Below are 13,502 nucleotides of genomic sequence, written 5' to 3' on the forward strand. Positions count from 1 at the left end.
ATTCGGCTCACTGTCTTTACCCTTATTCCGGCCCCATTGAGATCCACGTATCACCTTCGCAGAATTGCATGACGCCATGCGTGGCATTATAGGTCATATCCCCCGCCGCGCCCGTCGGATTGGAACACCCGCCGCCGCCATTCCCGTTCGGCCCCATCGGCACCCAATTCGTTCCATTGCAATATTGCATGACATGATGGGTCGTATTGTAAATAATATCGCCCTGGTCCGCCGCGGGACTTGTGCACGACCCGCTTGCCGGGTTGACCTTGCGCACGCACCGTGCCGTGTTGATCTCGTCTTTGACCGGATCACCAGTGACGCCATCGGGCATATTTTGACGCCAGGCGGTGAATTGCCCGTTTTCAGTCGATGACCACAAACGACGCTGCGCCCCCGCGGCTCCGGCATTGAGTTCAAACCCGCCAATCGCAACACGGTTGGTGCGCAAGACGGCCAGCTCGTCCAAGGCGGGCAGATACCAGTCACTCCGCCCCGATGATGTCAAATTGCCACAATATTGCGCGGCTTGGTGCGGCTGTACCCCGCCTGTGATGCTGTCGGCATCCGTAATCAGCAGGGACGCCGTGTTCGCGGAACCACTGGTCGTGCTGCTCGCCCCGCCGACCGTATCGCCGCTGGCGTTCGCATTGTTATATGCGAATGTGGATCGCGTTCCGGTACAGCTTGCACCGTTCCATGTCATCCCCGCATCACAATGCGTCGTATACATTGGAAAGCTACCATCCGGTGAAAGACCGGCATAGACCGTCCCGTCAGAGCATTCCTGCCCAATGGTTGTACACCCATCCGGCGCGCCGCCTGATCCGCCACCGGTGCTCAAAACAACCAGGGAACCGGCCAGTGTGGCCGTCACATAAATATAATTCCCGTTCACAATCACATCGTGCGCGCCATTCAGATACGTCGCGCTTTGTACCGTATAGGCAATTGATGGATCGCCCTTATCGGTTACATCGACAATTGCCAGTGAATCGTTGTCATAGGACGTCGTAAAAACGTAATCGTCGACAAAAAATACATCCCGAGAATTGTTAAACCACGTTGTATCTTCCAACGAGCCAACAACCCACGAGTTGGTGGGGCTTGAAATATAAACGACACCAAAACGATCTCTTTCGCTCGAGACCGCATACGCGTATTGGCCTGACACGTCAATCGACAAAAATCCGTAATAGTACGTCGGATCAGGACCCAGAACATGCGTCACCGTCGGCGAACCCGGCGTTGTCAGATCAACGATACCAAACGCCCCGGCATAGGTAACAACGTAACCATAATTGCCGGATATTTTAATCGCCGTTGTTTCGTCCAAATTCGCGCTAAACCCAGTCCCCCCAACGGTTGGCGGCGTTGTCGCCACATTAACCGCGGTCACCCCGGTGTTTGCAGTGCGCAATGTGACGTAGGCATAAGACCCAAGAACATCCACACCCGTGACACGATCCAATGTCGTCGCATTCGTCTGCGATGTCGCAATCACCGGGCTATCAGGATCAACCACATTAACCTTGTACAGGGTATCGTTCGGGTCACCCGTTACATACACAAAATCATTATTTGGGGCCGCCACGCGCGTGGCCCCGGTTACCGCTACACTGCCCCGCAAAACAGGATTGGCGGGGGAGCTGATATCAAAAATGCTCAGCGTATCCGCCGTTTCATCAATGACATACAGAAAGTTGCCATACTTCGCCATATTCCCGGGCGCAGCCACGCCGGATACAGCATTCAGAATTGTCGGTTGCCCAATCGTCGTCGACGTCGATTCAGACCCAACACCAATCGCCACCCAATTGGTGTTGTTGCAATATTGCATGACCTTGTAATTGTCATTGAACAGCATGTCGCCGGCATTCCCGGCCGGGCTGACACATGCGGCAAGAGCCGTGCTGGAAATCACCCCTGCCCCGGCAACACTCAACGCGGCCGAAAGAAGAAACGATGATAAATGCCGTTTCAAAGAAAATGATGGGGGCATAACGGGCTGTTGCATGGGACAGCCTTTCTTTATTCGGCTCTGCGGCGACGACGCAGGCCCGTGTTGTTCCACATAAAGGCCAGACCCAAACCACCGAGAATAACAATCACACCCGCAACCATACCGGCACCAAAGCCAGCTTTGCCGATGCCATATCCCGTATGCGCCTTCATGCCATTCATATCCGCGCGCAGATCATCAATCGAATCCATCATCGCAACCTGTTCGGTTTTCAGCGACGCCAGTTCTGCTTTCAGATTGTCGTTCTCGGCTTTCAGTGTCTTGGTCGCCTCGATCAGCGGCGCAACGAATCCGCTATAGTTGACCGATTTCGTGCCCATTTCATCCTTGGCCGTGCGCACCAGTTCGGGGAACACTTTTTCCACTTCCTGCGCCATCACACCCAGCTCCAGTTGGCCGGAAACATTATCGCGCATGCGGAAGCTGTAGGTGTCGATCTGATCCAGACGGGCCAGAACGTCCTGCGCATCCAGTTGCTGGATGTCGGTTTTCAAACGAATATCCGATGTATCAGTCAGAACACCGGTGTACGTAATGTCGCCTTGGGCATGCAGTGCAACACCGGTGCTGGTGTTTGTGAAGTAACCGCCATACCCAGCGGAACTGCCAGATTGACCGTAAACACCATAACCAATACCCGATGCATTCGGGTTGTAACCAAACACGCCGCGGCCCGTCGTGCTTGCAGCCTCGCCCCATACACCACTGGTGGCCCCGCTTGCGCCAGCAGCATAACCTGTGATACCGCGACCGCTTGTGCTGGCCGATTGACCGAAAACACCTGAGGTCGTGCCCGTTCCTGCCACGGCCAAACCATAAACACCACGGCCGGAAGTACTGTTGGTTTGACCGAACACACCATCCGCCACACCAGTCGCAGAGTTCGCCAAACCATAAACGCCGCGGCCCGTATCACCGTTCGACTGGCCATAAACGCCATAGTTCGCCGCGCCGCCGGTCGTTGACGTGGCGATACCATAAACACCATACCCCGTTGCACTGGCAGACGAACCATGAACGCCAAAGTTGGTGCCACTCAGTGCCGTAGCCTCACCCTGCACACCATAACCCGCAGAGCTAGCCGATGAACCATAAACACCTTTGTTGCTGGCAGATGTGTCCGATGCTGTACCAAATACCGCAGCACCGGTAACCGAGGTCCCCATAACCCCTGAACCGCCCCCATCATGGTTTCCTCGAACGCCCGACACGGCCGCAGCATTGCCCGTTGAAACCCCGAGCACAGCCGCAGCACCATTCGCGTTTGTTCCTGAAACTGTATTAATCTCACCGTAAACTGCGGAACTGTTTTGGGAGGTACCGCCATTTCTGGTCACAATCGACGACAGACCACGAACGCTCGCTCCCCCTGTCGTCGTTGTGTTGATATTAAGTAGCCCCACGCCCGCGCCCGCCGTGGCCGGTGCAGACAAGGACAAAAGCGCACCCGTCGTACGCGAGGTCGATTGCAACGACAAACCCGTTTCAGTGGTTAAAGAATCCCAATTCCAGGTTTGCGTATAATTCCCATTATTAATGCTGTTTGTTGCAGTGGCCGCGGTCAGCCCGCTGATTGCACCACCACCGCCGCCGCCACCGCAGGCCGCGTTTTCCCAGTTCGTGCCGTCATAAACCAGACATTCACCGTTCGCCGGGCTGGCCAACGCGACGTCGCCCAGATTGGCGATGGTCATTTCATTCGGGGCGTTCCCGGCCTGACCCGTGATATTGATGCGGTCGGATACGTTAATGCGGCCCGTTACGCCCAACGTGGTGGTGGCGTTATTCCATGTGAAACCAGCAACGCCATGCAATTCGCCATTCGAATTAAACTGAACATAAGTATTGGCACCGCCCGGCGTTGCCCCGGCAGCCCCCGGAACCCATTCGGACCCGTCATAGACCAGCGCATCACCATTGGCCACGCCCGTCGTATCCACATCGGACAACCCATTCAGGCCCATATAGGTCGGCAGGTTCCCGGCCACGCCGCCCATGGCAATTTTTTCACCGACGCTGACCACGCCGCTGATGCTCAGGATCGTATTACCCTGATCCCATGTGAAATCCGCCGTGCCGCCCAACGCGCCGTTGGAATTAAACTGAACATACGTATCAGCCCCGCCCGGAGTCGCACCGCCGCCACCACCACCGCAAGCCGCCGCAGTCCATTGCGCACCATCATAGGCCAGACATTCACCATTCGCCACGCCCGACACGTCAACATCGGACAAATCGGCCAGAGCAATATAGGTCGGTGCGTTACCCGCCGTGCCACCCAGAACCAGACGGTCGCTGATGCTGACCACGCCGTTTACGTCCAGCGTTGTGGTGCCTTCATTCCATGTGAAGTTCGAAGACCCGTCCAGCGTACCGTTGGAATTAAATTGAACGTTGGTATCCACACCGCCCGGCGTTCCGCCACCGCCAATCGCTTCCCAATCATTGGCCGCCACGGCGCACATTTCAAATGTGTCGGTGCTGGACATGTAACGGATGGAACCTTCGCGGCTGGCATCGCACGCCTCCCCGCTATAGGCAATCTTGATCGTGCCTTCCACTTCAAACGCGGTATCGGCGGACAGGTTCGACGCCGGAACACGCGGGTCGATCACCATTTTACCGCCGAACAAGCCCATGGTGTTGTTATCGGCCAATTCGACGGCCTCTTGAGCGCTCATAAAGATACCCAGCGATTGATTCCCAGTCACTTTCGGGAAGACCGTAAGGAAATTATTCGCATTGTCCGCAGTCACAAGACCGATGGCCATTGTGGCTTCACCCACCAATGGGTTTTGGCTTCCCTGTTCAGGGTCAGAGCCTACAAACAATCCATCACCGGCAACAGCGGCAAGCCCCATGGCAATACCGTATCGACCAGTGGCCATGGTTCCCTCACCCATCGCGGTCGAGGCCTCGCCCGTGGCCATTGAAAACGTCCCCATTGCGGTGCTGGCATAACCAGACGCCTTCGTTTGATGCCCCAGGGCCGTACTGTTCTCACCGCCTGCAAAGGATGCGCTACCGCTGGCAAGGCTGCGGTTACCCAGAGCCCGAGACGTGCTCCCCAACGCCGTTGCCGCGTAGCCGCCCGCTTCGGTATCGGCCCCGAAAGCCATGGATGAATCACCACTGGCAATTGAATTTTCACCGACGGCGAAGGCCTGGTTCCCGGTGGCCTGGGTGAAATTACCCATGGCGACGGCGCGCTGGCCGCTGGCCGTTGTATTTTGCCCCAAGGCCACGCTCGCCCACCCGCGGTTCGCGGAATCCCAGAACACGTCATCACCGACAAATCCGGCCCGGAATGCAGCGTTGTCCTTATCAAAGAACATCTTCGTATTATCATCGGACGAACCGGAATCATCATCCATTTGAGAAGAACCGATGATCAGGCTTCCTTCGGACGTGTAAACAAAGTTGGCATCAGCCGCGAATGAATTGTTGGAGTTAAACTGAATCTGACGATCCGCACCCGCGGCGCTTGGGGCGCTGGATGTACAGGCACTGTTGATCCAGTTTGTACCGTTATAGGTCAAGCATTCACCGTTTGCGGAACCAGACAACACGACATCGCCCAGATCATTCAGATCTTCGACAAAGTTGCTGACCGGGGGATCGCCCGCGACCTGTTCAATATTGCCGCCAATTTCTTCCCATCCGCTGGCCGTTGCCGCGCAGACTTCGAAGGTGTCGGTATTGCTCATGTAACGGATGGAGCCTTCGCGCGATGCGTCACAGGCTTCGTTGCTGTAGGAAATTTTGATTGTGCCTTCGACTTCGAAGGTTGTATCCGCCGTCAGGTTCGTCGCCGGAACACGCGGGTCGATCACCATTGTACCGCCGAGCAGGCTCATCTGGTTATTGGCCGATACAACCAATCCATCCTGATCACCCATGAAAATACCCATGGATTGAATGCCGGTGACCTGGGATGGAGTCGTGATGGTCACAGCATCATCAATCAAACCAAGAGCCAGAGATCCATCTCCCAAACCGCTGAGCGCCACACCGTCACCAGCCACAACACTACGGCCCATGGCTGTGCTGGAAAGACCGCTGGCTATCGTCTGGTTACCAGCCGCAAAGCTGTTGGCACCACTGGCCGTTGTCACATGACCCAATGCAACGCTTGCTATACCACTGGCCGTATTTTGCCGCCCCATGGCCACGCTGTATGTACCGCTGGCTGTGCCGGTCTGACCAGAAACAAAACTATACGAACCGCTCGCAGTAACAGCACGTCCCGTTGCAAAGCTGGCGAGACCACTGGCAGTCGTATCCAGACCAAATGCAGCGCTGTTCACTCCGATGTTGGCATCATCCCATTGCGCCAAGGCAACGCGGCCGGCGCGGAATGCACCTTTGGAACGATTAAAGACCATCCGTGCATCTTCATTTCCGGTGGTTGTGTCATCGAACTGGTACGAACCAACAATAAAATCGCCGGCAGATGTATAAACAAATCTCGAATCCGCCGCCAACGCTCCATTCGAATTAAACTGGACCTGGCGATCCGTACCGGCGGCACCGATCGAACCAGCGCCGACCGTCCCCACAACCCAGTTTGTGCCGTCAAATATGATGGCATTACCGTCCACAGCACCCGTTGTATCCACATCGGTCAGATCACCCAGGCGCATCAATTGCGGAGCGCTGCCGACCTGTCCCGCGATGTTGACGCGGTCAGTGATATTCACGCGGCCCGTAACGTTCAACGCGCTGGAGCCTTCCGCCCAGGTAAAGCCCGGCGAACCGGCCAGTTTCCCGCCGCTGTTAAACTGCACTTCCGTATCAGCCCCACCGGCACCGGATACGTCGGCGATGTCGATACAATTCAAACCATCTTCATCGCAATATTCCGTTGCACCGACCGCGCCGTTGACGTCCAGACGCAGGCCCGCATCCGCCGCCAGATCACCCAGAACGATATTCCCGTCGGATTGCAGGATCATGGCATCCAGATCCATGGACGTACCGTTATGTACGCCAAACTGGATCGCCCCTGTCGCGCCTGTATGCGGGAACTGGATCATCGACACCAGATCAGAATTATTCCACGCCCCGATCGCACCAACGGCGGCACCATCGGCCACATTACCCTGCAGATTGATCCCAACCGCGCCCGAAGCCAACCCCGTGGACACAGAAAATTCGCGCGCGGCACTCATCAAATTCGGCGCTGTTGTTCCCACACCGACATTACCATCCGGCAAAACAACCAGACCGACGGACACGCAATCCTGCACATCGCCTTCGCCGTCAAAATCACCCGCGACATAACCCGCCGGGCACACGGCCGTATCATACAGCGTATCACCCGTTTGCAGACGGCCCGTTGGCGATGCTACACCAAGGCCCATGCGCGCGGTTGCGCGGTCCCATGTGAAATTTGCATCAGCACCCAGCGTACCGGCGCTGTTATAAACAACCTGGCTGTCAGAACCGGGCGCGCCACCAACACTGCTGCTGCTGGAAATCGGCGACCATGTGCCGCTGCTGTTCTTGATTTCCATGATGCCGTTATTGTCGCGGATACCGTACCCGGTCGTACCACGCGTTGTACCCCAGTTCAGGTAATGGTTCGGCCCGATACCAACATCATTTTCCGAATACAGACCCCAGCCACCAGCAAGGTTTTGGAAGTAACCACCAATACCATCAGGGCTGTTCACATCACCATAAACGCCATACGTGTTGCCCGTCGCTGATGCCGCGCGAGCAAAAAGACCATATCCGTTAGAACCATTACTGATCGCCTGAACACCGTAGTTCACACCTACCGTGGCGCTGGCATAACCATACACACCGCGGCCGCTGCCACTATCGCTTTGACCAATAACGCCCGTTACAAATCCTGCTGCCCCGCTGGCAAGACCAGTGATCGCCGATGCACCCGATGTCGTCGATGTCGTTGAAACATTCAGCGCCGCCGCCGATGCTCCCGTGTTCGTTCCGGCGATATTCAGGATGCTGCCTGATGTGATTGACGACGATCCCAAAATCAGGCCGTTATCCGTCGTCAGAGAATCCCAGCGCCATGTCTGCGTGTAGTTCGCGTTGTCGATGATGTTGGTCGCCGCCGCTTCCTGCAACGCGCTGATGCGCGGGGAACCAACGCCACCGCCACCGCCGCCAGACGCACCGATCGTGTACCAATTGCCATCGGACGAGCAATATTCCAGCGCATCGCCGGAACTGGTGTATTTGATCGAACCGGATGTTCCAGCCGCGCAACCATTGGCCGTATCACCGATACGGATTGCACCAGCAACTTCCAAATCCATATTCGGATTTGTTGTGCCGATACCCACTTCACCAGACGCCAAAACCGTCAACGCCGGCGCACCGCCGACATTCAGCGACACGCCCGTGCCCTGTTCATACAAACCGGAGTCGGAATTTACACGGAACGATTCACCCAGAACATAACCAGAAAATTCACCATTCCCGACAACATCCAACGCCTGCCCCGGTGACGGTTCACCGATACCAACGTTCCCGGATGAATCGACGACGAGGCGTTGCAGACCATTCGTGGAAATGGCCAAATCGCCGGCTCCTGAGCCAAAAATACCCGTATCCGCATCGCCATCAAACGAATAAGCAGGAGCGCCCGCATTTCCCTCATCAGCATAGAAACTTTCGCTCGCACGAATATCGCCAGCAACATCCAGCTCTTCAGACGGTGCCATACCAATACCGACAAGGCCGGCACTGTCGATCACCAAGCGCGTTGTGTTCGACGTCCCAAGAAGAAGATCTGACCCACTGGTGCTGTAGAAAACGTTAGGAGCAACTTCATAGCGATCCGCATTCACGGTACCGCCTTCAACATCAAGCTTATATCCAGCACCCGGCGCGCCCCCTATACCAAGGCGACCACCAGAAATATCACCAAAAATGAAATTGCTGATACGCAGTTCATTGCTCGTACCAGCAGCAAGCGCATCCGAATTACCAATGATGATGTTGTTCGAACCCGTCGTAACACCACCCCCAGCACCCGAGCCTATCATTACGTTGTTGTTACCGGTTGTAATATTGTAACCGGCCGAGTTACCCAACAACGTATTGTTATCGCCCGACACTATAGCTTCGCCCGAGCCCAAGCCCAGCGCTACGTTACTGATCGCCTGCGCAGGATCTACGTTCAGGTTGGCGTCTTCAGAACCAAGAAACAAGTTACGGCTAGCGCCATGGCTATATCCATCGGTCAGCCCGTCAATATTGCCGCCAACGCCGCCCGATCCACCGATATCAACCCACTTGTCCCCATCCGGGTCCAGAATAACGTCCGCGGAGGGATCGCAAATCTGCAACAGCTGGCCACCGCCAGATGTATCGATGCGCAACACGCCCGTGTTGGCAACGTTACAAACGCCGGACGTTGCCTGCGTCGGCAGTTTCATCAAACCGCCCGCGCTCAAATCAAGGAAGCCGCTGTCAAACTTTGCACCACCCTGGAAGCTGGTTTCGCTCAGGAAGCTTGCGGCCTTGCTCAGTTCGATTTCTTTATCGATGGTTGCAACATTCGGACTGCCCTGCTTCAACGTCCACAGGCCATCAGACAAACCACGTGCATCATCATAAGTGAAGGTGTGAACAATATCATCACCCGCCTGCGTCACATGGTCGTTATTCGCCGTATACGTTTCGCAAGCCGTTTGGAATGCACGGTCGGGACCCGCGGAAATAATTGCCAGCACGACAGAGCTGTTGGCGGCGGCATCCACAGTTGGCCCATCAATCAGACCGGCGGCGCAAGTCCCCGTACCAATATCTTTCATGTCCCAAACGCAATAGCCGTATTCCGTTCCCCATGGGTCGGTTTTGGTTGCGCCGATAACACCGGGGATCAAACCACCATTGGTGGGAATGGGTTCGCTACCCGATGGGCCACGCGGCACCAACGGCTCGATATAACCATCAGCATCGCAATCGCCACCCGCCGACTGTTGTGCAGCCTCCATAATCGCAAGCTTCGCCGCCAACTGCATTTGCGTGTCGGCTTTGGCTCTCTGGTTTACGGTGACAACGGTGGAAAGAGGGCCACGCATCAGCGCGGTGGATGCGGCACCAACAACGCCAATGAGGGCGACCGCCCCGAACAGGGCGGCGAAAATATTCCCGCGCTCGCTTCTGCGCTGTGACGTCAAACGGAAGTCCCCCGCTAGGTCCCTAGTATTATTACGCTCAATATTATTCTCGGGCCGGTGGTCGGTCATATGCCACTCCCCCCTCTTACCGGGGTGCCGTCACATACAATCGTTTTCATACCCCAAGCCCATAATTCTTTAACCGACTGAATTAAAAATTCTTTTTTGTTTTTATGGAGCCGGGGCAAATTGCAAATACACTGGCTTAGGTTAGATTCTCCCAGAAAATCATTACCAAAACCATAATTCCCGACACCAAGGCCCGCGATCCAACGTTTTGAAAAAAATACATTTTCGCACTCACCTGCCCGGGTTACGGCCAGGGGAGAATTGCATCGCATTCTGAATGATATGATCCGGGGTAAACCCATGGAAATACAACACTTGGGATAGGGTGAAGAACGCGAGAATATATAAAAAACGAACCGGGGACGACCGCCCCCGGTGAAAACGGGTACACACACCCGTCTATCTTACGGATTTTAAAGCGCGAATCAAGCCAACGCCCGCGCCAGAGGGCGAATTTCAGCCCCGCCCGGCCACCGGAGCCTGATTACGAAAAACCTCTGGTGCCACCGCCTGCACCTGCAGGGCAATACCGCCCGCCCGGTCGGTCAGCAGATGATGCTCGCGCAGGGCGCTGGCAAACTGTTGCCCCAGCTTTTTATCCGTAAACATATTGGCCGGACTGACCACCAGCGCGGCATCCCCCCCACTCACGATTTTACGGAGTGGCTCGACAAAATCCGGGTGGTTGGCCGCAAAAGATTGCACGTTCTGGGCCGTTGCATTGAAAATTGACGGCATAAAAGGCCGCCCATTGGCATTCTTCATAAACCCGGGGTGATAGTCTTTCTGAAACCCGTGCGCGGCATAATCCGACAACACCTTCATCACCGACGCATCGCGCGACAAACCCGTATTTTGCAAGGCTTTATCCAATGCCTGTAACCGATCCGCCGGAAGCGTTTCACCACTGCGATCACGCCAGCTTTTCGCCAGCCTGCTGAGATCGTCAAAAGCCTGCGGATGATCACGGCGCAATGTATCCAGTTGGCCACGCATGGTCGTGTAGCCCTGCTCGGTCAAAAACCCACCATCAACATCCACGTTCAACGCCACAAGGCGGGATCCGCCACGCTTATAATCGGTCATAACGATCTCTTTCTTACGGGTTCTGGTTTTCGAGTCAGAGCCCCTGACTATCTGTATCAGAGCATACAGCTCGATATGTAAATATTAGGTAAAGCAAATACAAGATAAATGCCCACAAACCTGCCATTTTCACGGTAGAATACTACATGACTGCCCATGACCACCAACGACCACAGCACATCATCAAAGCCATGCACCTGAAAAACCTGATCAATTTTGCCCTGACCCGCCCCACCCCAGCCGCCGCGTTTTTTTTTTTTTTTTTTTTTGCTGCTGGCGGCGGCGTTTATTTTTCAATATGGCTTTGGCTTGGCCCCATGCGTGTTGTGCATCTATCAACGCTGGCCCTATGCCGCGATCATCGTGATTGGACTGACCGCCTTCGTTCTGGCCCGACGCGGTCACGCCAAACCGGCCGCCGCGCTGATTTTTATCACCGCACTGATCTTTATCGGCGAAACGCTGCTCGCCGCCTACCATGTTGGTGTTGAATATCATTGGTGGGCATCCGCATTCGAAGGATGCTCCACCGGATTTGATGTCACGGGCGGCGGATCCATTCTGGATAAAATAGAAAGCACCGCGGCTGTACGCTGCGATGCTGTGGCATGGTCGTTGTTTGGAATTTCAATGGCGGGCTATAACGCGATCATCGCTTTCGCCATGGGGATTTATGCGATCGTCGCATCCATCATGGTCACGCGCAAAGCCAATGGGTTTTAAGCGAACAACCCAACCAGACCCGTAATGCCCAGACCGACCGCGCCGTAGAAAATATAAAAGCCCACGCTTTCTTTCAGGCTGCGGGATTTGGACAGGTCAAACAGGTCGTTAAACATTTTGCGAAGGCCTTTTTCAAAAATCAAATTGTGCGAAGTATTTATACTTAAATGTTGCACCTGCGAAGTCAAGCAGAATCTTCTGAAAACGCCTTATTTTATTGAACTTTTGCCACCTCCCCTATCCTTCAGCATAAGAAAACCGGGCCCCGCGGGTGCCCGGTTCGTTATTCAGTCAAGTCACGTAACGTGACGCGCGTTCTATTTGCGTGCGTCGAACGTGCTGAGCAATGCAACGGGGATCAGCCCCAGAAGCACACCCGTGGTCCAGGCCAAATAAATACCTGCGACCGCCAGGATGATTGAGAACACATCGCTGCTCAATCCCTTGCTCATAACGATACCGCTGGCCAGCAACAGCACGAAGGCTGAGCCGATCATCGTGTAAACAGATCCACCTTCGAAGAAACTTCCGGCTGCGCCATCAATGACGCCCATCATTCCCAAGACGTGGACCAACGTTGTTGAAATACCCACCAAGATCACCGTCTGTACGACGAAGAACATGATGGCATCCATCACCGTTTTTTGATTTATGCTAAAGACCTTCCCAAACATGACAACCTCCCTTCAAGGTTCTCTTACGCTTATGGGCTTACTGGTCTACAAGCTCTGTATCCCAGTAGAGAAAGTCGCCCCAGCTTCTATGCAAGAAGTTTGGAGGAAACCTTCGCCCGTTTTCCTGGAGCTCGAATATCGACGGCTGTATGGGATCGGTCATCGGAAACATGCCACACTCGCGTGGGGTCATGCTGCCTTTGGCCAAGTTACATCCCTGACAGGCCGTGACGATATTGTCCCAGGTTGTACGTCCGCCCCGTGACCGCGGGATCACATGATCGAACGTCAACTCTTGCGTCCTGAAGGTATCGCCACAATACTGGCATTCAAACCCATCCCTCAGGAACACGTTAAATCGCGTAAAGGCCGGTGCCCGTTCCATGGGCACGTATTCCTTCAGCGCCAGAACGCTGGGCAGCCGCATCTGATGCGATGGCGAGCTGATCACGCGTTCATATTCCGACACAACGACAACGGATTCGCGGAAGATTGCTTTAATCGCGTCCTGCCACGACCAGAGTGAGAGAGGGAAATAACTCAACGGTCTGAAATCCGCATTCAGGATCAGAGCCGGACATTGTTCAAGGGGAGTTATAGCACTCATGCAAACACACTCCTTCGCTGTGACGAAAGGGAGACCCTACGGGCGGGAGTGAGGAGAACAAAAAGGTCTCGCGCTTTGCCTACACAATATATTGTAGGGCAAAAACACATTTTGCACAATTTTTTCGCAATCGAAGATTGATGCGTTGCGTCAATATGGTA

At 55.0% G+C, this 13,502-nt stretch carries 6 protein-coding genes; 1 reads left to right on the forward strand and 5 read right to left on the reverse strand.

Translation table 11 applies throughout. The annotated features are described in order from the left end of the window. Positions 1-22: 22 nt before the first annotated feature. The 3 genes from A11S_RS07510 to A11S_RS07520 all read right to left on the reverse strand — a co-directional run bounded on the left by A11S_RS07510 (position 23) and on the right by A11S_RS07520 (position 11,337). Entirely contained in the window at positions 23-2,017 is a 1,995-nt protein-coding gene (locus A11S_RS07510; RefSeq protein ID WP_015467903.1) for a DUF1566 domain-containing protein, read from the reverse strand. 14 nt (positions 2,018-2,031) lie between these two features. Next, complete coding sequence (locus tag A11S_RS07515; RefSeq protein WP_235067590.1) at positions 2,032-10,251, reverse strand: tail fiber domain-containing protein; 8,220 nt, start codon at positions 10,249-10,251, stop codon at positions 2,032-2,034. A 456-nt stretch (positions 10,252-10,707) separates the two neighbouring features. Then, positions 10,708-11,337 (reverse strand): hypothetical protein, encoded by a 630-nt coding sequence (locus tag A11S_RS07520; protein WP_015467905.1) that lies wholly within the window; start codon positions 11,335-11,337, stop codon positions 10,708-10,710. Between the two features lie 309 nt (positions 11,338-11,646). Here A11S_RS07520 and A11S_RS07525 point away from each other — a divergent pair, with 309 nt between their 5' ends. Beyond that, a complete protein-coding gene (locus A11S_RS07525; RefSeq protein WP_015467906.1) occupies positions 11,647-12,060 on the forward strand; it encodes a disulfide bond formation protein B in 414 nt (137 codons plus the stop codon). Between the two features lie 317 nt (positions 12,061-12,377). Here A11S_RS07525 and A11S_RS07530 read toward each other — a convergent pair whose 3' ends face one another. Both A11S_RS07530 and A11S_RS07535 read right to left on the reverse strand, forming a co-directional pair. Then, entirely contained in the window at positions 12,378-12,734 is a 357-nt protein-coding gene (locus A11S_RS07530; RefSeq protein ID WP_015467908.1) for a hypothetical protein, read from the reverse strand. A 37-nt stretch (positions 12,735-12,771) separates the two neighbouring features. Continuing rightward, positions 12,772-13,341, reverse strand: a complete 570-nt coding sequence (locus tag A11S_RS07535) for an HNH endonuclease (RefSeq protein WP_015467909.1) — start codon at positions 13,339-13,341, stop codon at positions 12,772-12,774. Positions 13,342-13,502: the final 161 nt, after the last annotated feature.

Origin of the sequence: Micavibrio aeruginosavorus EPB (genome assembly GCF_000348745.1) — a bacterium.
GTDB classification, from domain to species: Bacteria; Pseudomonadota; Alphaproteobacteria; order Micavibrionales; family Micavibrionaceae; genus Micavibrio; species Micavibrio aeruginosavorus_A.